Source organism: Zoogloea sp. (assembly GCF_044344315.1).
In the GTDB taxonomy this organism is placed as follows: domain Bacteria; phylum Pseudomonadota; class Gammaproteobacteria; order Burkholderiales; family Rhodocyclaceae; genus Zoogloea.
Genome location: NZ_JBIJDC010000078.1, coordinates 1 through 22,040, shown reverse-complemented (window position 1 = coordinate 22,040; position 22,040 = coordinate 1). Strand labels below are relative to the sequence as shown.

Here is a 22,040-nt window from a genome sequence, read left to right as displayed (position 1 = left end):
TGCAGGCAGCGTGGCGGGATCGGACGCGTCGGTGAGGGCGCCCTGTAGGGGCGACTTCAGTCGCCCATCCACACGCAATTCCAGGCGCCGGTCGCCGACCAGCGTCCGCGGGCGACTGAAGTCGCCCCTACGGGAGGTGGCCGGGCTCATCTGAACACCACGGTCTTGTTGCCGTGCACCAGCACCCGGTCTTCCAGGTGGTAGCGCAGGCCCCGGGCCAGCACGGCCTTTTCGATGTCCTTGCCGTAGCGCACCAGGTCGTCGGGGGCGTCGGAGTGATCTACGCGGATCACGTCCTGCTCGATGATCGGGCCCTGGTCCAGCTCGCTGGTCACGTAGTGGCAGGTGGCGCCGATCAGCTTGACGCCACGGGTGTAGGCCTGGTGGTAGGGCTTGGCGCCGACGAAGCTGGGCAGGAAGCTGTGGTGGATGTTGATGATCTGCCCCGGGTAGTTCTCGCACAGCTCGGGCGACAGGATCTGCATGTAGCGGGCCAGCACCATCACGTCGCCTTCGGCTTCGCGGAACAGGTCGGCCACCTTGGCGTAGGCCGCCGGCTTGTTCTCCGGCGTCACCGGCACGTGGTGGAAGGGGATGCCGTGCCATTCCACGAAGCCGCGGAAGGTTTCGTGGTTGGAGATGACGCAGGGGATCTCGATGTTCAGCTCGTCGGCCTGCCAGCGCGCCAGCAGGTCGTACAGGCAGTGCTCCTGCTTGGACACCAGGATCACCACGCGCTTCTTGCGTGCGCTGTCGCTGATGCGCCAATCCATCTGGAACTCGGCGGCGATGGGGGCGAACTTGTCGCGCAGGGTCTCGATGCCGAAGGGCAGCGAGTCGGCCAGGATCTCCTGGCGCATGAAGAAGCGGCCTGCCTCGGCGTCAGCGTGGTTGTTGGCCTCGGTGATCCAGCCCTTGTGGTGGGCCAGGAAGGCACTGACTGCAGCCACGATGCCGACGCGATCGGGGCAGGACAGGGACAGGGTGTAACGTCGGGTGGGGGTGCTCATACTGTTTTCCTTTTGCTCGGCCTCTGATGGGCCATTCGTTCGGCGACTCTGTAGGGGCGACTTCAGTCGCCCGCGGACTTCGATCAAGGGCATGCCGGTGAGGGACGCGTGGTGGGCGACTGAAGTCGCCCCTACAAGTCGCCCCTGCAAGCCACCCCTGCGGGGAACGCAGGGCTCAGCCCTTGGCCGTGCGCTTGAGTTTCTGCGGGTCGTCGAAGGGCAGGGTGTGGGTGGTGGCGCCGCAGGTGAGGCTGGCACCACGCAGCTCCAGCTTGCGGCCGGCCACGGCGTAGGCCGGATCGAGGCGGGCGATGGCCATGGAGCGCTCGGTAAGGCGCGAGTACATGCCACAGGTGACAAAGCCGACCTTGGTCTCTCCGTCATAAAGGGCGTCGCCACCCAGGGCCGCTTCCTTGCTGGCCAGCTCGACCCCGAAGATCTTGAAGCGCTCCTTGCCCTGCAGCCGGTAGTGCTCGGCAGCACCGCGGAACTCCTTCTTGCCCGGCGACACGGTGAAGTCCAGGCCCAGCTCCCACAGGCTGTCGCCGATGGGCTCGCCGTCCATGGGGTACATGTCGGAGTTGTCGTAGGGGTAGAACAGCAGGTAGCTCTCCACTCGCAGCCAGTCCAGGGCGGTGAAGGAGCAGGGCATGATGCCCATCGCCTTGCCCTCGGCCACGATGGTGTCCCAGATCAGCGGCGCATCGGCCGCCTTGCAGAAGATCTCGTAGCCCCGCTCGCCGGTATAGCCGGTACGGGACAGCATCACCGGGCGGCCAAACAGGGTGGTCTGCAGGTGATGGAAGTAGGGCAGGTCGCGCACGCCCGGCACGTGTTTGGCCAGGAAGCCCACCGCCGCCGGCCCCTGCAGGGACAGATCGTGCAGATCGTCATCGAACAGCACCACCACGTTGCGACCCACCGCGCCGCGGGTCAGGATCTCGTGCCCGGCGCCGGAGCCATGCACCACCATGAAGCTGTTGGGGCCGTTGCGGTAGATCACGCAGTCGTCGATGAACTTGCCGGCCTCGTTGAGCATGCAGGCGTACACCGACTTGCCCGGGTAGAGCTTGCTGACGTTGCGGGTGGTGGCAAAGTTGATCAGCGCCTCGGCGTGGGGGCCGATGATGTGCATCTTCTTCAGGCCGGACACATCCATCAGCCCCGCCGTAGTGCGGATGGCCGCGTGCTCGTCGGCCAGGCTGGTGGAATAGGTCCAGGCGGTACCCATGCCGTTCCAGTCTTCGAGGCCGGAACCCAGGGCGCGATGGCGGTCGGCGAGGACCGAAAGTCTCCATGAACTCATTTGAAACTCCTTGCTGAAAGGGGTTGGGAATTGAGTTCATTAGGCCAGCCGGGCCGGCGGCGGGAAATACTACTCTGGTACTACTTCAGGGAGAGGGGGGCAGAAATGCAGGCGACCGCAGCTTCGCGATTCCGCCGTAGGGGCGACTTCAGTCGCCCGCGGACTTGGATCAAAGGCATGCCTGTGATCGACGCGCGGATGGGCGACTGAAGTCGCCCCTACGAGTCGCCCCTACGAGTCGCCCCTACGAGTCGCCCATCCAGCGCGTCCCACCGTTACATGGACGCGCTGCGCTCGCCTTCGCGCAGCTCGCGCAGCCACACGGCGGCTTCGAAGCGGTTGCGCAGGTTGAGTTTCTGCAGCACGTGCTTCACGTGCACCTTCACCGTACTTTCGGCGATGCCGAGGGAGCGGGCCACGATCTTGTTGGAGGCGCCCTTTGACACCAGCTCCAGGGTCTCCTGCTCCCGCACGGTCAGGGATGCCCAGCCGGCGTCGATGCTCTCGTGGCTGGAGGGCTGGGGCTTGGCGAGGAGGCCGCCGACTTCGGCCGACAGCACCGTGCCCCCCGCCGCCACCTGGCGCAGCTTGAGGCAGAACTCGTCCGGCTCCATGTCCTTCAGCAGGTAGCCACTGGCCCCGGCCTTGAGGGCCTCCATCACGTCGAAACTGGAGTCCGACACGGTCAGCATCACCAGCCGGGTGGCCGAGCCCGCCGACTGCAGGGCGCGCACCACCGAGATGCCGTCGAGGCCTTTCATGTGCAGGTCCACCAGGGCCACGTCCGGGCGATGGGTCAGCACCGCCTCGATGCCCTCGGCACCGGAGGCGGCCTCGGCCACCACCTGGATTTCGCCGTACATGGACAAGAGCTGGCCGATGCCCTTGCGGAACAGGGCATGGTCATCCACCACCACAAGGCGGATCGGCGCTCCCTCCGGGCCCGGCGGGCCGCCTGTCAATGCTTCTTCCATGGAGGTCATTTCCTAGTTTGGGTAATCGGGTTCAGGCCCCCGCGGCACGGGGGCGGAAGCGCATCTCGACACAGGTGCCCAGGCCGTCGCTGCCGGCCTGCAGGCTCAGGCTGCCGCCCAGCTGGCGGGCCCGCTCGCGCATGATCGACACGCCGTGGTGGCCCTCACCGCCGCTGTCGGGCGGGATGCCGCGGCCGTCGTCCTCCACCCGTACCAGCACCTCGCCCCCTTCGATGCAGTCGAGGCGGATCAGGGCATGGTCGGCACGGGCATGGCGAATCACATTGGTCAGGGCTTCGCGGACGATCTGCAGCAGGTGGAACTCCTCGTTCACCGACAGGGCCGCATCCCCCAGCCGGTAGTCCAACCCGATCTCCGTGCCGGCCCGGGCCGACAGTTCCTCCACCACCTCCCGCAGGGCCTGCTGCAGCCCGCCCGGCGGCATGCTGGTGCGAAAGGCCGAGAGCAGCTCGCGCAGGTGGCGGTAGGCGCTGTCGAGCCCGGTCTTGATCTCCGCCGACACCTCCAGCACCCGCCCACCGGGGGCACAGGCGGCGCAGCTGCGGCCGATCTCCAGTTGCAGGCGGGCGATCTGCAGCTTCATGTAGGAGAGGGCCTGGGCCAGGGAATCGTGGAGCTCGCCGGCGATGGCGTTGCGCTCGTCCATCAGGGCCAGGCGACGGCGGCGCTGGTTGCGCTGCAGGTTGCCAAGGGACAGGGCGAACAGCCCGGCCAGGGCATCCACCAGGCGGCTGTGACGGCTCTCGAAGAGGAATTCTCCGGGCGCCTCGACAATCAGCACCCCGTAGATGTTGTCGGCGTCGCGCACCGGCACGGCCAGCTCGACGATCTCTCCCGCCGGGCCGGACACCGAGCGGCGCAAACCGCCGCCCCGGGCCAGCGCCTCCGCGTCGAACTCATCGAGCAGACGGGCCAGCCGCGGCGCGCCCAGCTGGGCCGGCACGCCGAGCCCCTCGGCCACCGGGTCGAGAAGCGCCAGCGAACAGCAGCGGGCCTGCAGGCAGTCCGCCATGTCCTCCAGCAAAGCCGTCAGCCAGGGGGTGCTGGCGCTGTTCTCGGCCAGGCAGGCACAGGCCCGGTAGATGAATTCCAGGGAGCGGGCGGCAAAGCGCTCCTGCTCGCGGGCGTGGCGGGACAGGCGCTCGCCGTCGGCAAGGCGCCCGCCCAGCTGGCCCGCCACGCCGTCCAGGGCGCGCACCAGCCGGTCGATCTCGTCGGCCCCCCCGGCCGGTGCCGCAACCGCACCAGCGGTGTGCGCCGCCACCCGCGCCAGGGCGAAATCGGTGCGCAGGGCCAGCACCTTCCAGGCACTGCGCAGGATGAAAGCGCAGCCTGCCACGAACAGCAGGGCCAGCACGGCCTGCATCAACTCCACCCCGGCCAGGCGCGACGCGGCCACCCCGCCGGGCGCAGCCTGGGCCGCCAGTTCCAGGCGCACCGCCAGGCCGGCGCTGAAGAACAGGCCGGCAGCGAGGCTGGCCAGGCAGGCCAGCATCAGGCTCAAACGGGACAGCAGCGGGTAACGGTGGAGCACGGTCGAGGAGCCTGTGAAGGTGCGCCGCCCTTCGGCGCATATCAACCAAAAAGCAACTTTCGCGCCCCACATGAAACTCATGCCAACAGGGTCAGCGCCCTTTACCCCTGGCGCCCCCGACCGTGAAGGGCGCGCTCGCCGGCCGTCCCCCAGGCGGGAGACGGCCATGCGCCCCCTACTTCAGGGTGGCCAGATAGGCCAGCAGGTCGGCCCGTTCAGCGCTGCTGGCCAGACCGTCATACTTCACTTTGCCCCCGGCACGGCCTTGCAGCCGACAATGGCGAACAGCGTTGGCCCCTTCTTGTTCTTGCCCTCCCTCACGCTGTGGCATTCGGCACACCCGGTGGCAAAGATGTCCCGGCCGCGCTCCAGGTCTGTGGCCTGGGCACGGTGCCCGCCGCCGGCTCCGCCGCGCCCAGAGCGTCAACACGGAAACCTCCCGCCCCAGGGCCTCGGCCAGCCCGGCAGACAGGACATCGTCGTGCTCGACCAGCAGCAATCTCATGGACCTGTCTCCTTACTGCCCCTCACCCTTCCAGAAGCGCTCCATGGCGATGTAGGTGTAGGACGCCGACCACCCGATCAGCAGGAGGCCGTTGAGGGCCTCGGCACCGGCCAGCAGGCGGACAGCCCCGGTGGGCACCACATCGCCATAGCCAAGGGAGGTATAGGTTTCGGCTGAAAAATACAAGCTCGTAGCCATGGAGAAACTCTCCGCCTCCCGGAGGGAACCCAGGCCGGGTTGATGGATGAGGCTGTAGAGCGCCACGGCATACAGGAGGATCTCCACCACATGCGCAATAAAGGTGGTGATGATGACCAGGATGAGCTTGGCCCGGGGCTGGATACGGACCCGGGGCAGCACGACACTCAAACCCCGCAACACCTCGTAGTGGATCAGGGTGGTGGCGACCAGAAGGCCGAGGCAGACTGCAATCACAAGCAGCATCGCTGCGCTCCGACAAGGGAATCGGGCGCCATTCTGGGCCTGATTCCACCGACGTCAAAGTCCCTCGTGCGGCCACCACGGGCTGCGTGCCCGTCTGCAGCCCTCACTACAGGATCAACTGCCCGCGCGCCCTGCCGGTGCCACCCGCGCACCAGCGCTGTGCGCCACGGACGACGCCGGCATTGGGATCGGTATGCAGGCCCGGCATCAAGCGTGGGCCGCGGAGCAAGGAATGTACATGGCCCGCACTCCGCAGGCCCGTGACACCTGCGCCGCCCTTCGGTACCCCGCGCCCTACGGGCAAGTCCAGCACATAAGCCCATGCCAGCGGCGTTCGTGCCCGATGACTCCCGAGTGGTGGAGTGAATCGTGCTTGGAGGCCCCCCATGACCCTCTATCTGTTTGCTACCCTGCTGGCCTCCGCCCTCCTCGCCGTCGCCCTTGGCGATGCGGGCCAGCTCTCGCCGATGGTGTGGGCCCTGCCCCTGCTGCCGGCCCTGGCCTGGGCCGCCCTGCGCTTCGGCACCGAAGGCCGCGTCGCCCCCTTGCCCCACGGCCACACCGATGCGGCCGGCCAGCCCCTTACCCACTTCGCCCTGCACAGCGGGCAACCGGCCCTGCTTGCCGAAGGGGGGCGCATCGCCAATGCCAACCAGGCCCTGCTGCGCACCCTCGGGCTGGAGGGGCGCGGCGACGAGCTGATCGGTATGCCCCTGGACAACATCGTGCATCCCAAGCACCACAGCCGCCTCACCGCCCTGCTGGCCGCCGAGACGGCCTCCGGCGATGCGGGCGTGATCACCCTGCTGCGGGCCGACGGGGTACCCTGGCTGGCCCGCCTGAGCCTGTTCCGCGGCGATCGCTCACCCGTCGCCCTGCTCCAGTTCGGCGCCCCGGCCGACCTGCCCGATGCTGGCCCCGACCGCCAGTGGGGCAACCGCCTGGCCCATTTCTCCGGCGAGATCCTGTTCGCCCTCGACAGCCAGCTGCTGGTCACCTGGCTCAACCCCCAGTGGGAGAAAGCCAGCGGCCGCCCGGTGGCGGACAGCCTGTTCCTGCCCTTCCTGCCCCTCTTCCACCTGGAAGACCGGGCCGCCCTGACCAAGGGCCTGCGCCAGCTGCAGGCCGGCGAGCGGGACGCCCTGACCCTGGAAGTGCGCACCCTGGCCGGCCGCGCCCTCGGCCCGCGCTGGGTGGAGCTGCGCGCCTGGCCCCTGGACCTGCCCGCCGGTGGCGAGGCCGGCATCGTCGGCATGCTGCTGGACATCGACCAGCGCCGCCGCCGCGAGGAGGCCCTGCGCGCCCAGCGGCGCAGCCTGCACACCATGCTCGACAACCTGCCGGGCATGATCTACCGGGGCCAGAATGACAAACACTGGACCATGGAATTTGTCAGCGAGGGCTGCTTCGAGCTCACCGGCTACACCCCGCTGGAGCTGGTGGACAACCAGTCGGCCAGCTTCGCCGACCTGATCCACCCGGAAGACCGGGACTTCGTCTGGAACTACGTGCAGATGCGCCTGACCCGGCGCGAACGCTATGAGCTCAGCTACCGCATCATCGACCGGGACGGCCAGGTGCGCTGGGTGTGGGAGCAGGGCCGCGGCATCCATTCGAGCCGGGGCGAGTTCCTCGGCCTGGAGGGCTTCATCACCGACGTGAGCAGCAGCCGCGGCGCCCAGGAGGAGGCCCGGCGGCGCCTGTTCTTCGACAACGCGGCCGGCCTGCTGGGTTTCAGCCTGTTCCTCGACCGGCTGCAGCACCTCTTCCAGCACGCTCCCATCGCCGGCTATCCCTTCGCCCTCTTCCACCTGGCCGTGGACGCCCTCGACAGCATCCAGGCCGAGCACGGCCCGGCCATGGCCGAACGGGTGATGGTGGAGAGCGGCAAGCGCCTGCGGGTGGTGCACAGCGACTGCAATGGCGCGGCCCGCCACGGGGAAGGCTTTGCCGTGCTGATTGCCGACTTCCGGCCCGAGACCCTGGCCTGGGCCGGCCCCTGCAGCGATGCCCCCGCGTCGGAGGCGGGCCTGCACCACCTGTCCACGGCCCTTGCCAGCCTGATCGAACGCCCCCTGCGCATCGATGGGCACACCATCAATGTGCGTGTCCGCATCGGCATCGCGCCGCCGCCATCCACCTGCGCCGACGCACCCGCCATGCTGGCCGAAGCAGTCAGAGCCCCGTAGTCGCCGCGCCGATGCCGTACTTTTCCATGCGGTAACGCAGGGTGTCACGGCTGATGCCTAGCTCCCGCGCCGCCCGGGAGACATTGCCGCCGGTCTGGGTCAGGGCCTGCACCAGCATCTCCCGTTCAACCCGCTCCAGGGCCGAGCCACGCAAATCCACCGGTACCACCACGCCCGGGGTCGGCAGTTCGGCCGGACGGGCCTCCGGGCTGCGCGGCAGCAGCAGGTCGGCCGGGCCGATACTGGCCCCCGAGACAAACAGCACCGCCTGTTCCACCAGATTGCGCAGCTCCCGCACATTACCCGGCCAGGGGTGAGACACCAGCGCCGCCTCGGCGGCCGGGGTGAAGGCCAGCCCGCTCTTGCGGTAGCGCTGGCCGAACTCGACAAGAAAGTGCCGGGCCAGCTGCAGTGGATCCCCCACCCGCTCGCGCAGGGGCGGTACATTGATCTGCAGCACCCGCAGGCGGAAGTACAGATCGGCACGGAACAGCCCCTGGCGGATGTGATCCTCCAGATCCTGGTTGGTGGCGGCGACGATGCGCACATTCACCTGGCGCTCCTGCACCGCCCCCAGGCGGCGCACCCGGCCGTCCTCGATCACCTTGAGCAGCTTGGCCTGCAGTGCCCGGTCCATCTCGCCGATCTCGTCGAGAAACAGGCTGCCCCCATCCGCCGCCTCGAGCAGGCCAAGCTTGCGCTCGCGGGCGTCGGTGAAGGCGCCGCGCTCGTGGCCGAAAAGTTCGGACTCCAGCAGGTTGGCCGGCAGGGCGGCGCAATTCACCTCCACGAAGGGCTTGTCCCGGCGCTCGCTGCAGAAGTGGGTGGCCCGCGCCACCAGCTCCTTGCCGGTGCCGGTCTCGCCAATGATGAGCACCGGCGGCAGGGCTTCCCGGGCCTCGATGCCGGCGATACGCCTTATCCGCTCGCGCAGCTCGCACATCACCGTGCTGTCACCCACCAGCGACTCGAGCTGCCCGGCGTCCCGCTCCCTCGCCTCAAAATAGCGCAGGCGGCTGCTCTCGCGCTGGCGCTCGGTGAGCAGGCCGATGCGCTGGCGCAGCTCGCCCAGGGCCACCGGCTTGGTGAGCAGGTCGTTGGCGCCGGCCTTCATGGCGTCCACCGCCAGCTCGATGCTGCCGTGGCCGGTGATCATCAGGATGGGCACCTCCGGGTCGAGACGGCGGATGCGCCCGATCACCATCAGCCCGTCCATGTCGGGCAGGCGGTAATCCAGCACCACTAGGTCGGGGCCGAAGGCCGCGCAGACGTCCAGGCCATCAGCGGCCGTCAGGGCCACCCGCACGCTGTGCCCTCCCTTCTCAAGGAACTTGGCGGCGTTGCGGGCAAAAGTTTCTTCGTCGTCGACGATCAGGATGTTCGCCATGGCTCAGGCCCGGGAAAAAAGAAGGGTCACCGTGGTGCCGCCCTCGGGCCGGCTGTCCACGCGGATCGAGCCGCCGAAGCGTTCGATGATGCGTTTGGCCAGCGGCAGCCCCAGGCCGAGGCCCTTCGGCTTGGTGGTGAAGAAGGGCCGGAAAACCTGGCCCAGGACTTCGGAGGAGATGCCCGGCCCCGAATCGATGATATCCACCCGCAGGTGACGGCCATCGGGTACCGACAGGCGCAGCACGCAATCCCCGCCCTCGCCCATCGCCTCGGAGGCATTGGCGATCAGGCTGAGGATGACCTGACGGAACAGCGAGGTTTCGCCGCGCACCGGAAAGAGCCCGGCCCCGCAATCCACGGCAATGCGCTGCCGGCGCCGGGCAAAGGTGGCCTCCGACTGCCCCACGCACTCGTCCAGCAGGCTCGCCAGATCCACCTGGCCGCCCGCGCCGGAGCCGGGGCCTGCATAGGTGAGCAGTTCAGTGATGCAGCCGCTGATGCGGTCCACCTGGGCAATGATGTCCCGCGCCTCGTTCGAGCAGTCCTCCCCCGGCGACTCCAGGGTCAGCTCGGCACAGGCGCGGATCGACGACAGGGGGTTTCGGATATTGTGGGCCACCGACGAGGTCAGCTCCCCCACCACCGCCAGCATCTCGGCATTGAGCAGGCGGGCGTGCTGGCGCTTGATGGTCCTGTCGGCGCGGCGGATCAGCCCGAACAGGGTGCCGTACAGCAGCAGGGCGCTGCCCAGGGCGGTCAGCCACACCTGCACCCGCCCCTCCTGGATCGCCTCGGTCAGGGCCAGGGGCGCCTTGTAGAGCTCCACCGCCCCCACCACCGCGCCGCTGCCCGGGCGCATCACCGGAATGTAGCTTTCCACGAAGAAGCGGACCGACGGATCGAGGCCCACGTGCTCGGGCTTCTCCTCCTGCCCCTCGACGATCTGCCCGGCATGCACCACCAGACGCCCGCCCATGGCCTCGTCGAGTTCGTCGTTGTCCTCGAAGCGGCGGCCGATCAGGGACGGGTCGGTGGACCACAGGATGGTCCGGTTGGCGCCGAACACATTGGCCCGCAGCACGTCACGCATCTGCCCGAGGTGCTGCACGGTGTTGGCAAAGCGCCCCCGCAACACGGGGTCGTCCGGCTGGGCAAGGAACTCCAGGGAGCCGTCCGCCACCAGGATGTTCTGGACGAAATCCCGGCTGACACTGGCCTCGCGCTGGAACAGGTGGCTGTTGAGAAAGCTCGAGATGAGCCAGCCGTTGGCCACGGCAATGGCAATGATGACCACCGGGCTGAGCCACGCAAACCAGCGCAACAGGTTGAAAGGCTTGCAGTCTTCTCCGGCTTGCATGGGCATCTCCGTGGTCCGGCGGACCATAGCACGCTGGGGCAAATCACCCAACGGCTTCACGATCCGAGCGCCCGATGGTGCACGGCGTCAGGGCAGCCAGGCGCGACGAAGGGCGACGGATGGCGCCATCCGGGTGGGGTTTGGGGAAATCGGCCATGGGCAGGCAGACATGGATAAGCGGCGCAAACAAGGGGGCTGAACAGGTGCATGTTTCCTTCAACGCAGCACCCGTGCCAGTTCCGACCGGCCTTTCGATTCAAACACTTGGTACAAATCCTTACAGATATCGGGGCAAATCCCCCATCTCACCGGGCCAGATCCCCCAAACCCTGCGCCGGCTGACCAGTAGGCCGGCCAGCAGTCCACAGAAAAATATTTTCAAATGCCTGCATCCGGATTGCCGCGCCGTGAGTAGTAGAGATAGCAGCGCCCTGTGCGCTGCCCACAAGAAGCCCCATCCCGCCAACAGACCCACGGAGCACCGACAATGAAAACCACCCTTGCCACCCTCGTATCCGCCCTGGCCCTCGGCGCCTGCACCAGCATGCCCATGGGCAGCACCTACAACCAGGACACCCTGCCTGAAAACGTCCGCGTGCCCGCTGGTCACATGGTGGCCTGGGAGACCGTCGGCAGCGGCGACATCACCTACGAATGTCGCGACAAGACCAACATGCCGGGCCAGACCGAATGGGTCTTCGTCGGCCCCAAGGCTGTGCTCAAGGACCGCGCCGGCCAGGTGGTCGGCAGCTACTACGGCCCCCCCGCCACCTGGGAAGCCAGCGACGGCTCGCGCCTCACCGGCACCCAGCTGGCCGTGGCCCCCGCGGGTGCGGGCAACCTGCCCTACCAGCTGGTCAAGGCCAACCCGGCCATGGGCCAGGGCGCCCTCAGCGGCGTCACCCACATCCAGCGCGTAGCCCTGAAGGGCGGCGTGGCTCCGGCAACGGAATGCAGCACCGCCACCCGCGGCAAGCGCGAGACGGTGGCCTATCAGGCCGACTACATCTTCTGGAAGGCGCGCTGAGCGGCCGCGGAGGGCACGCATGGCGCGAGGTGTCGGGTAAGATCGGTCCAGGCCCACATCCCTGCCCATCCGTGTCCTCTCCCTCCGCCGATTTCGACTACGAAGCCACCCTGGCCGCCTGCGCCGGCGGGCAGCGCGGCGCCCTGCACGCCCTGTACGAGCAGGAAGGCCCGCGCCTGCTCGGGGTGGTGCACCGCATCGTGCGCGACCGGGCCCTGGCCGAGGACATCGTGCACGACGCCTGCGTGAACATCTGGACCCGCGCCGCCGCCTTTGACCCGGCGCGGGGCTCGGCCCGCGGCTGGATCTACAGCGTGGCCCGCAACCTGGCCCTCAACGCGGTACGCGACGGCCATCGCGAAGTGGCGGTGGATGAGGACACCGCCGCCGCCCTGGACGCCCGCGCCTCCCTGGAGGCCTGGCACGACATGGCCGACGCCTTTGCCTGGCAGGCCAGCGCCGGGCGCATCGCCCACTGCCTCGAACAACTCGAACCGGTACGCCGCAACTGCGTGCTCCACGCCTACGTGGACGGCTTCTCCCATGGCGAGATCGCCCGGCGCCTGGATGCGCCGCTGGGTACGGTCAAAGCCTGGATCAAGCGCAGCCTGGCCGCCCTGCGGGAGTGCATGACATGAACGCACAGAATGGCACCGGCCTCTCCGCCGCAGACCACGAGCTGGCCGGGGAATACGTGCTGGGCACCCTGGATGCGGCCCAGCGCCAGGCCGTGCAGGCGCGCCTCGTGGAGGAGCCGGCCCTGCAGGCGGCCGTAATGGCCTGGGAAGAGCGCCTGTTACCCCTGACCGACCTGGCCGAACCGGCCACGCCTTCCGCACAATTGTGGTGGCGCATCGAACGCAGCCTGAACGCCCTGGCCGCTCCGGCCCCGCGCCCGGCGCCGGCCCCCACGCCCTGGTGGCGCAACTGGCACAGCCTGTCCCTGTGGCGCGGCCTGGCCGCCAGCGGTTTTGCCACCGCCGCCGTGCTGGCCAGCGTGCTGGTGATGCGCGAGATGACGCCGCCACCGGCGACCCGCTTCATGGTGGTGCTGGTGGCCCCCGACGACAAGGCGCCGGGCTGGGTGGTACAGGCCGGCGCCTCCAGCCGGATCGAGCTGATCCCCCTGGGCAGCGTCGAAGTCCCCGCCGACAAGGCGCTGCAGTTCTGGACCAAGGCCGACGGCTGGAGCGGGCCGGTGTCGCTGGGCCTGGTCACCCCCGGTCAGCGCCTGGAAGTACCCGCCGGCAAGCTGCCCGCCCTGCAGCCCAACCAGCTCTTCGAGCTGACCCTCGAACCCCGCACCGGCTCCCCCACCGGCAAGCCCACCGGGCCGATCCGCTACATCGGCCGGGCCGTGCAGGTGATGTAGGACCCACGAGGTCGAATTCGTCCCGTTTTCCTCAGCCGCCCCCCTGATCCAGACGCAAGCCCGGTGCTGACGCGGGCTTGGCCTCCCCCACCGGATCACCCGATGGGTGATCCAAGGAACGCTCCGACAGCGGCGGGAGGCCGTGTTGAGGCGACTTGTAGGGGCGAATTGTAGGGGCGACTTCAGTCGCCCACCACCCGCCAAAAACAGGCATGCCCTTGATCCCAATCCGCGTGCGACTGAAGTCGCCCCTACCGGAGAGGCCGCAGCGGCGCTCAGTCGCCCACGCGCACCACGATCTTGCCGAAGTGGCTGCCGCTCTTCATGTAGTCGAGGGCGGCCGGGGCGTCGGCAAAGGCAAACTCCTTGTCGATCACCGGGTGGATGGCGTGGGTCTGGATGGCCTGCAGCATGTCGGCAAACATGGCCCGGCTACCCACGAAGATGCCCTGGATGCTCGACGCCTTGGGAATCAGCATGACCGGGTTGGCCGCCCCGGCCAGGCCGGTGAGCACGCCGATGTAGGCAATCCGGCCACCGGTGGCGACGCTCATCAGCGAACGCTCCAGGGTGCCCGGGCCGCCCACTTCCAGCACCACATCCACGCCCTGCCCGCCGGTCAGGCGCAGCACTTCCTCGTGCCATTCGGGGTGGTGGCGATAATTGATGCCGTGGTCGGCGCCCAGCGCCTTCGCCCGTTCCAGCTTGGCGTTGTCGCTGGAGGTAATGATGACCTTCGCCCCCGCCGCCTTGGCGAACTGCAGGGCGAAGATGGATACCCCGCCAGTGCCCAGCAGCAGCACGGTCTGGCCGGGCTTGAGCTCACCGGCTTCGAACAAGGAATTCCAGGCCGTCACCGCCGCGCAGGGCAGCGTGGCCGCCTCGGCATAGCTCAGGCCGTCGGGCAGCTTGATCAGACCACTCTCGTCCGACACGAAGCGCTCGGTGAAGGCCCCCGCCGATTCGGCCCCGCGGGCATCCGACAGCGCACGGGCGTCGGGCTTGCCGCTGCGCCAGTGGGGGAAGAACAGGGTCGCCACGCGGTCGCCCACGGCCAGGCCCTGCACCTTGCTGCCCACCGCCACCACCTCGCCGGCGCCGTCGGAGCACGGCACCAGCCCGCCGGGAATCGGCGCGAAGTAGGTGTTGCGGGTCACCAGGATGTCGCGGAAATTCAGGGACACCGCCTTGATGGCCACCGCCACCTCGGTATCGCCGAGGGGCGCCGGCTCAAAAGCGGCCTGCTGGAGGGGGGAATCGATATTGTCGGGGAAGACTTCGTAGCGTCTCATGTCGGGGCTTTCTTGTTGTTGGGGTGGAGCGGCATTCTGGCACGGATACCCGGAGGCAAGCACTGGACGCGCCGCAGGGAACAGATCTGCTGCGCCGCGACAGAGGCGTCACGGATGGCTGCAAATCCCGGGGTGACGCTCTCCCCCTTACAAGACAATCTTTTTTACAATGCGCCCCGGCTGTCTATTGTGGGTTAATACAGTCTCCGCCACGACCCGGCCTTGCCCTTGCGAGTCCAAACACCCGATCCGGTGGCCTCTGCCGCCACTGCCTGAGCTACTTTGCCGAGAGAGCGGAAATGAAGCATTTTTTTCTGGTTGGCGTGTCCGCCCTGTTTGTGGTTCAGACAGCCTTCGCCCAACCGGGGATCCTCGAGAGAATCCAGGCGGCCGGTGAGATGAGAGTGTGCATCTGGCCCGACTACTACGGCATCTCCTACCGCAACCCCAAAACCCAGCAACTCACCGGCATCGACATCGACATGGCGAACGCCCTGGCGGCCGACCTGGGGGTGTCCCTGAAGTTTGTGAACAGCTCCTTTGCGACGCTGATCGACGACGTCACCGCCAAGCGCTGCGACATTGCCATGTTCGCCATCGGCATCACGCCCGCGCGCGCCGAGAAGCTGCGCTTCACCGCACCGCATCTGGTGAGTGACATCTACGCCATCACCACCAAGAGCAACCGGCGGATCCGCCAGTGGGACGACATCGACAAACCCGGCGTGGTGGTGGCTGTGGCCAAGGGCACGCTCCACGAGCCCATCATGCGCGACAAGCTGCGTCAGGCCACACTACTGGTCACGGAGACCACCCAGGGACGGGAGCAGGAGGTGGAGTCCGGGCGCGCCGATGTCTTCATAACCGACTTTCCCTTCAGCCGACGCATGCTGGAAACCACCGACTGGGCCCGCCTGGTGGCGCCCTCAGCCGTCTATCACCTGACGCCCTACGCCTACGCCATGGTCAAGGGGGATGAGCGCTGGCACGCGCGCGTCGAGCGCTTCATGGCCAAGGCACGCAGCAACGGTCAGTTGATGGCGGCCATCCGGCGCCACAAGCTCGACCCCATTGCCGCCCCAGCCACGCCTGCCGGATCCGCTTCGGAATAGGCCCGCATCTCATGTCACCGCACACCCGCCGGGGCCGGCGCGCCCTTTTCATCTTGATTGTCCTGCTGGCCAGCCTGGGGGCCTTCTCGGCAACCTCTTACGTCGTCTGGCGCCTGCGCGTCGAGAACATCGATCGCCAACTCGAAGCTGCCGCACTGAGTGCCAGATCCTTCGAGGACCATCTCACCCAGAGCTTCAGCGCCATCGAACGCAGCCTCGTCCATGCTGCAGAGGGCGACCAGCGAGCCGCCAGCCTGATCCATTTTCTGCGCCACGCGCCCTATCTGCGGTCCATCGCCGTACTGGGCAGGGATGGACGCATCGTGGTCAGTACGGACCGACGCAATCTGGGCGTGCATCTACCCCGGTCGGACTTCCTTCCCGAGGCAAGCGGCCCGCTGGAGGACTTGCGGGCAGGCCCTTTCAGGAATGGCCGCGATTTCCATGACACAGGCTCCCCGCAAGCAGGCAGCGGCTACATACCGGTATCCATCGACGTTCGCCGCGGCGAAGCGCATTGGGACACGGTGGTGGCCTCGGTCAATCCGGACTACTTCCTCAATTTCTATGGCAACCACATCGCCCCGGAAGATGGCACGGTGGAACTGTTGCGCTACGACGGTCATCTGTTGCTGAGTACCGATGAGCAGGCCATCCCCGGCGGACCTGACGGCAATGGGGGCCTGCTCGCCCGACTGGCCGACGCAGAGGCCGGACGCCTGCAGGAGACCCTCCCCGATGGCCGCGCCGTGCTTACCGCCTACCGGGCATCCCGGGCCTACCCCTTCGTGCTCGTCGTGCGCATGGACAGGGATCGGCTGCTGGCCGGCTGGCGGCTCGAGGCGATCCATACGGTGAGCATGGTTGTCGCCGCCTTCCTGACGACCCTGGCGCTGGCCATCCTGTACTTCGTGCGTTTCGAGCGCCTGGCACGGGATCAGGAGCGGGACCAGGCACGCCAGCGTATCGCCGCCATCGCCTTCGAATCCCAGGAAGGGATGGTGGTGACCGATAACCAGGCCCGCATCCTGCAGGTTAACAAGGCTTTCACCCGGATCACGGGCTACTCTGCCGAAGAAGCCATCGGGGTGAGCATGAACATCCTGCGGTCGGGCGTGCATGATGCCGACTTCTACCGGGGCATCCGGACAAGCCTGACAGAAGTTGGCACCTGGGCCGGCGAGATCATCAACCGCCACAAGGACGGCACGCTCCATCCCCATTTCCTGTCCATCACCGCGGTCCGCAACGACGCGGGCGAGGTCACCCACTTCGTCAGCGCCCAGACCGACATAACGGAACGCAAGCGTGCCGAGATCGACCTGCGCATCGCCGCCGCGGCCTTCCAGTCCCGGGAGGGCATGTGCGTCACCGACGCCACCGGCGTGATCCTGCGGGTCAACCGGGCCTTCACCAAAGTGACCGGATACAGCGCCGAGGAAGCGGTAGGGCAAACCCCGCGGATACTCCGCTCCGGCCGCCACGACAAGGCCTTCTACGAGGGCATGTGGCGCTCCATCGACACCACGGGCTCGTGGGAGGGCGAGATCTGGAATCGGCGCAAGTGCGGCGAGCTGTTTCCCGAATGGCTGACCATCACGGCGGTGCGGGACGAGGCCGGGAGCGTGACTCACTACGTCGCCACCCTGACCGACATCACCCAGCGCAAGGAAGCCGAATACGAGATCCGCAACCTGGCCTTCTATGATCCGCTGACCCGTCTGCCCAACCGCCGCCTCCTGCTGGAGCGGCTCAAACACGCCCTGTCGGCCATCACCCGCAGCGAACACGGCGGCGCGCTACTCTTCATCGACCTGGACAACTTCAAGACCCTCAACGACACCTACGGCCACGACATGGGCGACCTGCTCCTGCAGCGGGTGGCCGAACGGCTCGCCGGCTGCGTCCGCGAGGCCGACACCGTGGCCCGCCTGGGAGGCGACGAATTCGTGGTGCTGCTGGAAGACCTCAGCGGAACCCCGCAGGATGCCGCCCTGCAGGCCAAGACCGTCGGCGAGAAGATACTGGAGGCCCTCAACCGGCCCTACCCGCTGGCAGACCACGAGTACCACAGCACGCCGAGCATCGGCATCACCCTCTTCTCTGGCCCCCACAACCTCAGTGACGATCTGATGAAACGGGCCGATCTGGCCCTGTACGACGCCAAGGCCGCCGGACGCAACACCCTACGTTTCTTCGACCCGGCCATGCAGGCCGCCGTTACGGCCCGGGCCTCCCTGGAGGCAGATCTGCGCAAGGGGCTGCAACAAGGCCAGTTCGTGCTCCACTACCAACCGCAGATCGATGACTCGGGCACCATCTCCGGCACCGAAGCACTGGTTCGCTGGCAGCACCCAAGCCTGGGCCTGGTGCCCCCGGCGGCCTTCATCCCCCTGGCCGAGGAAACCGGCCTGATCCTCCCGCTCGGCCAGTGGGTGCTCACAACCGCGTGCCGGCAACTCGCCGCCTGGGCCGCCATGCCCGGCCGTGCCCACCTGAGCATGTCGGTGAATGTCAGCGTGCGCCAGTTCCGCCAGCCCGACTTCGTGGCCCAGGTCCTGGCCGCCCTAGAAGACACCGGCGCCCTGCCCCAGCGGCTGCAACTGGAGCTCACCGAAAGCCTGCTGCTGGACGACGTGGGAGAGGTCATCGCCAAGATGGAAGCCCTGCGCGCCCGGGGTGTCAGCTTTGCCCTCGACGACTTCGGCACCGGCTACTCCTCCCTGTCCTACCTCCGCCGCCTGCCCCTGGACCAGCTCAAGATCGACAAATCCTTCGTAACCGACATCATCGGCAACACCAACGATGCGGTCATCTCCCGGACCATCGTGGCCCTGGCCCACAGCCTGGGGCTGGCGGTGATCGCCGAAGGGGTCGAGACCACCGAGCAGAGGCAGTTCCTGGCCCTGCAGGGCTGCCGCTCCTATCAGGGCTTCCTCCTCAGCGCGCCCCTGGCCCTGGCTGATCTGGAAGCCCTGCTCGATCAAACGGCCCACACCGCCTAGCCCGCTTTCTCCAGTGTCTCGCGGGCCCGCACCAGACGCTCCACCAGCTCCGGAATGCGCGCCACATCGGTCAGGCCATAGCCGAGCACCAGGCCATTTCCCGGCGTGGCGCCCACGTAATACGCACTCAGGGGGCGGGGCGCGAGGCCCTGCTCCAGCGCGGCCTCGGCCAGGGCCACGTCGGGTACGGACACCGGCAGCCCCAATACAAGATGCAGGCCGGCCTGCCCGCCAAGAACGGGGCATCCCTCGCCGAACCCCGCCTGCAAGGCTGCCCTCAGCACCGCCTGACGCTCGCGGTACACCGGCGCCATGCGCCGCAGGTGGCGGGTCAGCTGCCCGCTTTCCAGCAGCCGGGCGAGGGCCCGCTGCTCGACGGCCTGGCCGCCCCGGTAGAGCTTGCGGATCCCCTCGCCCAGCCCGGTGGCCGCCCAGCGCGGCACCACCATGTAGGCGATGCGCAGCCCCGGGTAGAGCAGCTTGCTGAAGGTGCCGACGTAGATCACCGGCGCCTCGGGGCGCAGGCCCTGGATCGCCGACAGCGGTCGGGCACCGGGCTGGGCGTGGTTGAAGTCGCTGTCGTAGTCGTCCTCGATCAGCCAGCCTCCGCCGGCCTCCACGCCCGCCAGCAGGGCCAGGCGCCGCTCCAGGCTCAGCACGCTGCCCAGCGGATACTGGTGCGAGGGCGTGACATACACCAGACGGGGCGGTGCCGCCTGCCACAGGCCGGACGCCGGTGCCATGCCGTCCCGGTCCACGTCCACCGCCACCGGCGTGAGCCCGGCGGCCAGCATCACATTGCGGGCCGCCGGGTAGCAGGGGTTTTCCAGCCACACCGTATCGCCGCTGTCGGCCAGCAACCGGGCGCAGGCATCCAGGGCCACCTGCCCGCCCGCCACGATGAAGACCTGCTCCGGCGTGCATGCCACCCCGCGGCGCGCCGACAGAAAGGCCGCCACCGCCCGCCGCAGGTCCGGCTCGCCCCCGGGCTCGGCATAGGCCAGCTGACGGGCCGTCACCTCGCCCCAGGCCCGGTGCAGAAAGCGCGCCCAGGTCGCCCAGGGAAAGGCATTCAGATCCGGCACACCGGGGGCGAAGGGCAGCAGGGATTCGCTGCGATTGATGGCCGGCAACTGGTACGCCCGGCGCGACAGCCTGTCGGCCCCGGCCGGCCCGTGTTGCGGGCTGCGTGCCGCCGCACCCAGGGGCAAGACCGCCACCCGGGTGCCGCTCCGGTCGGCCTCGACAAAGCCTTCGGCCAGCAGGAGCTGATAGGCAAACAGCACGCAGTTGCGTGCCATGCCCACATCAGCGGCAAGTTGGCGGGTACCCGGCAGACGGGCACCCGGCGCCAGTCGCCCTTCCAGAATGGCGGCCTTGAGCAGCCGGTACAGGCGCAACTGGCGCGCCTCACCGGCGGCGGCGGGATCATCAAGCGCTGCGAGAACGAGGGCGAGGGGCATCTGGCTCCATAAACTGTTATCACTGTGGCCCCATGGATGGTGCCACGGCCTGGCTATGCTGGCACCACTTATCCAGGAGCCCACCATGTCGACGCCGTCCCCCAGCCCCCGCACCCAGGTCCACCGCAAACCCCAGCGCGCCCATTACGACGCGACCACCGTCCACGCCATCATCGACCAGGCCCTGGTGTGCCAGATCGCCTTCAATCAGGGCGGCAGCGTGCACTGCCTGCCCACCGCCTGCTGGCGCGGCGGAGACCATCTCTACATCCACGGCGCCAACAACTCTCGGCTCACCCAGACCCTGCTCACCGACGACTGCGCCGTGTCCATCACCCACCTGGACGGCCTGGTGCTGGCCCGCTCGGCCTTCCGCCACTCCATGAACTACCGCTCGGTGGTGATCTACGGGCGCTTCGCCGAGGTGACGGACACCGACGCCAAGGCCGCCGCCTTCCACAGCTTCGTCGAGCACGTCAGCCCCGGCCGCGCCGCCCGGGTACGCCTCCCCTCCCCCGCCGAAATCGCCGGCACCCGTCTGTTGCGCATCCCCCTCGATGAAGCCGTCGCCAAGATCCGCAACTGGGGCGTGGAGGACTCCGCCGACGACATGGACATCCCGGTATGGGCCGGGGTGATGCCCCTGGCGCTGACGGCGGGGCCAATGCAACCGGAGGCGGGGTGCGAGGGGCGGGAGCCGCCACAGCGGCCGGGGTTTGTCGCGGAGTGATTGACACCGCGAGCCATGGGCCTTGAACACAGTTGGACACAACGGACCGGCGACGGTAGGATTGGGTTACCACAAATGTAGCAAGAGCCACCATCATGCCCGCCACCACCTCCATTCGAATCGACCAGACCTTGTACGATCAGGCGAAAGCCGATGCCGCTGCGGAACACCGAAGCATCGCCGGCCAGGTGGAGTACTGGGCAAAGATTGGCCGCGCTGCGCTCGACAATCCGGACCTTCCTGTCAGCTTCATCGCCGAGTCCCTGGCGTCGATGGCAGAGCGTCGCGAGGACGCAAGCCCCTTCGTGCCGAGAAGCCGTTCCCAGTGAGCCGCTACAGTGTTGTCCAGACCCGCCGCTTCGCCCGTCAGTACAAGAAGCTGCACGACAACATTGCCGCCGACGTGGACCAGGCCGTTGCCGATGTGGCTGCGAACCCCGAAAGCGGGGAACGCAAGAAGGGCGACCTATCCGAATTGCGGGTTGTGAAGTTCAGGAGCCAAGGCCAGTTGTACCTGTTGGGCTATACGCTCGAAGACGCTGTACGGCTGGTCTACCTGGAAGCGGTCGGCCCACACGAGAACTTCTATCGCGACCTGAAGCGCAGCTGACAGACCGGAGCGGAACTCCGGGAAGCCACCAGACCTACGTCTGCCCGATATCACCCACCGTCGCGCGGCGCAGCCTGCGCCAGGTGGTCAGTGCAGCCACGCCCGGCGCCAACCACAGTGACAGCCACAGCCCCGCCAGGACAGCCAGCGCCAGCGCGTTCGGCCCCGAGCGCGTGATGGCGTAGATGATCGCCAGCGCAAGGGCCGTGATGGCGATGGCCAGCACCGCATAGACGATTGCCAGTTGGCGCAGGAACAGGCGAACAAAGGGCCACAAAGGCACCCCAACCAGCCGCATGCCGCCCTTGCGGAACATAACAAAGCACACGCCGGCACACAGGGCGAGGGACGCCGCAGCAAGCTGCAACCAGAACGCCGTCGTCCACTCCGCCCGGCCGCGCACAAAGAGCACCAGGATGACGGAGGTCGCGAATGCGCTCGCGGCAAACACGACGCGCAGGGTTTGGGTGGGAGTGTTCATGCAAGGGGTCCCGGGTGGCAGGCGGGTTACTTATAACCTGCAGCGCGGGGCACCGTCCTTGATGAGGGTGAAGTTATCCTGGCCGACTCACCCGATGGATGGAGCAAAAAGGACGCTCAGAATGCAGCGACGGCGGCCGGAGGGACCGTAGGGGCGACTTCAGTCGCCCGCGGGCTTTGATCACCGGCCTGTCCATGCTCTGGCGGGCTGGGGGTTTAT

At 67.9% G+C, this 22,040-nt stretch carries 20 protein-coding genes; 9 read left to right on the top strand and 11 right to left on the bottom strand.

What is annotated here, in order from left to right; translation table 11 throughout:
• Positions 1 to 146: 146 nt before the first annotated feature.
• From purU to ACIQ09_RS15600, 6 genes are all read right to left on the bottom strand, one after another.
• Complete coding sequence (gene purU / locus ACIQ09_RS15625) at positions 147 to 1,010, bottom strand: formyltetrahydrofolate deformylase (RefSeq protein ID WP_398311789.1); 864 nt, start codon at positions 1,008 to 1,010, stop codon at positions 147 to 149.
• Positions 1,011 to 1,185: 175 nt separating this feature from the next.
• Positions 1,186 to 2,316 (bottom strand): aminomethyltransferase family protein, encoded by a 1,131-nt coding sequence (locus ACIQ09_RS15620; protein ID WP_398311786.1) that lies wholly within the window; start codon positions 2,314 to 2,316, stop codon positions 1,186 to 1,188.
• 275 nt (positions 2,317 to 2,591) lie between these two features.
• Positions 2,592 to 3,290: a response regulator gene (locus ACIQ09_RS15615; RefSeq protein ID WP_398311783.1), complete on the bottom strand. Its 699-nt coding sequence runs from the start codon at positions 3,288 to 3,290 to the stop codon at positions 2,592 to 2,594.
• 31 nt (positions 3,291 to 3,321) lie between these two features.
• On the bottom strand, positions 3,322 to 4,845 hold the full coding sequence (locus ACIQ09_RS15610) for an ATP-binding protein (protein ID WP_398311780.1): 1,524 nt from the start codon (positions 4,843 to 4,845) through the stop codon (positions 3,322 to 3,324).
• A gap of 243 nt (positions 4,846 to 5,088) precedes the next feature.
• Positions 5,089 to 5,199, bottom strand: a complete 111-nt coding sequence (locus ACIQ09_RS15605; protein WP_398311792.1) for a hypothetical protein — start codon at positions 5,197 to 5,199, stop codon at positions 5,089 to 5,091.
• A gap of 163 nt (positions 5,200 to 5,362) precedes the next feature.
• A complete protein-coding gene (locus ACIQ09_RS15600; RefSeq protein ID WP_398311777.1) occupies positions 5,363 to 5,794 on the bottom strand; it encodes a potassium channel family protein in 432 nt (143 codons plus the stop codon).
• 386 nt (positions 5,795 to 6,180) lie between these two features.
• Between ACIQ09_RS15600 and ACIQ09_RS15595 the strand changes: the two genes are divergently transcribed.
• Entirely contained in the window at positions 6,181 to 7,983 is a 1,803-nt protein-coding gene (locus ACIQ09_RS15595) for a PAS domain-containing protein (protein WP_398311774.1), read from the top strand.
• Here the strand turns inward: ACIQ09_RS15595 and ACIQ09_RS15590 are convergent.
• Both ACIQ09_RS15590 and ACIQ09_RS15585 read right to left on the bottom strand, forming a co-directional pair.
• Positions 7,970 to 9,370: a sigma-54-dependent transcriptional regulator gene (locus ACIQ09_RS15590; RefSeq protein WP_398311771.1), complete on the bottom strand. Its 1,401-nt coding sequence runs from the start codon at positions 9,368 to 9,370 to the stop codon at positions 7,970 to 7,972. The genes ACIQ09_RS15595 and ACIQ09_RS15590 overlap by 14 nt on opposite strands.
• Positions 9,371 to 9,373: 3 nt before the next feature.
• On the bottom strand, positions 9,374 to 10,729 hold the full coding sequence (locus tag ACIQ09_RS15585) for a sensor histidine kinase (RefSeq protein ID WP_398311768.1): 1,356 nt from the start codon (positions 10,727 to 10,729) through the stop codon (positions 9,374 to 9,376).
• Between the two features lie 487 nt (positions 10,730 to 11,216).
• Here ACIQ09_RS15585 and ACIQ09_RS15580 point away from each other — a divergent pair, with 487 nt between their 5' ends.
• The 3 genes from ACIQ09_RS15580 to ACIQ09_RS15570 all read left to right on the top strand — a co-directional run bounded on the left by ACIQ09_RS15580 (position 11,217) and on the right by ACIQ09_RS15570 (position 13,128).
• Positions 11,217 to 11,756: a DUF3455 domain-containing protein gene (locus tag ACIQ09_RS15580; protein WP_398311765.1), complete on the top strand. Its 540-nt coding sequence runs from the start codon at positions 11,217 to 11,219 to the stop codon at positions 11,754 to 11,756.
• 71 nt (positions 11,757 to 11,827) lie between these two features.
• Complete coding sequence (locus ACIQ09_RS15575) at positions 11,828 to 12,394, top strand: sigma-70 family RNA polymerase sigma factor (RefSeq protein WP_398311762.1); 567 nt, start codon at positions 11,828 to 11,830, stop codon at positions 12,392 to 12,394.
• Entirely contained in the window at positions 12,391 to 13,128 is a 738-nt protein-coding gene (locus tag ACIQ09_RS15570) for an anti-sigma factor domain-containing protein (protein WP_398311759.1), read from the top strand. The genes ACIQ09_RS15575 and ACIQ09_RS15570 overlap by 4 nt, the downstream gene beginning before the upstream one ends.
• A gap of 275 nt (positions 13,129 to 13,403) precedes the next feature.
• On the opposite strand, the gene ACIQ09_RS15565 is transcribed toward ACIQ09_RS15570, so the two are convergent.
• Complete coding sequence (locus tag ACIQ09_RS15565; RefSeq protein WP_398311756.1) at positions 13,404 to 14,420, bottom strand: NAD(P)-dependent alcohol dehydrogenase; 1,017 nt, start codon at positions 14,418 to 14,420, stop codon at positions 13,404 to 13,406.
• 299 nt (positions 14,421 to 14,719) lie between these two features.
• Between ACIQ09_RS15565 and ACIQ09_RS15560 the strand changes: the two genes are divergently transcribed.
• Together ACIQ09_RS15560 and ACIQ09_RS15555 are read left to right on the top strand one after the other, a co-directional pair.
• The gene (locus ACIQ09_RS15560) at positions 14,720 to 15,532 is read left to right on the top strand and encodes a substrate-binding periplasmic protein (protein ID WP_398311753.1); all 813 of its coding nucleotides are present in this window, start codon (positions 14,720 to 14,722) and stop codon (positions 15,530 to 15,532) included.
• Between the two features lie 11 nt (positions 15,533 to 15,543).
• Positions 15,544 to 18,537: an EAL domain-containing protein gene (locus ACIQ09_RS15555; RefSeq protein ID WP_398311750.1), complete on the top strand. Its 2,994-nt coding sequence runs from the start codon at positions 15,544 to 15,546 to the stop codon at positions 18,535 to 18,537.
• On the opposite strand, the gene ACIQ09_RS15550 is transcribed toward ACIQ09_RS15555, so the two are convergent.
• Positions 18,534 to 20,000, bottom strand: coding sequence for a PLP-dependent aminotransferase family protein (locus ACIQ09_RS15550; RefSeq protein ID WP_398311747.1), 1,467 nt, complete (start codon positions 19,998 to 20,000; stop codon positions 18,534 to 18,536). The genes ACIQ09_RS15555 and ACIQ09_RS15550 overlap by 4 nt on opposite strands.
• Positions 20,001 to 20,085: 85 nt before the next feature.
• Here ACIQ09_RS15550 and ACIQ09_RS15545 point away from each other — a divergent pair, with 85 nt between their 5' ends.
• From ACIQ09_RS15545 to ACIQ09_RS15535, 3 genes are all read left to right on the top strand, one after another.
• Positions 20,086 to 20,730: a pyridoxamine 5'-phosphate oxidase family protein gene (locus ACIQ09_RS15545; protein ID WP_398311744.1), complete on the top strand. Its 645-nt coding sequence runs from the start codon at positions 20,086 to 20,088 to the stop codon at positions 20,728 to 20,730.
• 95 nt (positions 20,731 to 20,825) lie between these two features.
• Entirely contained in the window at positions 20,826 to 21,059 is a 234-nt protein-coding gene (locus ACIQ09_RS15540) for a ParD-like family protein (protein WP_398311741.1), read from the top strand.
• Entirely contained in the window at positions 21,056 to 21,340 is a 285-nt protein-coding gene (locus ACIQ09_RS15535) for a type II toxin-antitoxin system RelE/ParE family toxin (RefSeq protein WP_296406564.1), read from the top strand. The genes ACIQ09_RS15540 and ACIQ09_RS15535 overlap by 4 nt, the downstream gene beginning before the upstream one ends.
• A 34-nt stretch (positions 21,341 to 21,374) precedes the next feature.
• Here ACIQ09_RS15535 and ACIQ09_RS15530 read toward each other — a convergent pair whose 3' ends face one another.
• Positions 21,375 to 21,821: a hypothetical protein gene (locus ACIQ09_RS15530; RefSeq protein WP_398311738.1), complete on the bottom strand. Its 447-nt coding sequence runs from the start codon at positions 21,819 to 21,821 to the stop codon at positions 21,375 to 21,377.
• Positions 21,822 to 22,040: the final 219 nt, after the last annotated feature.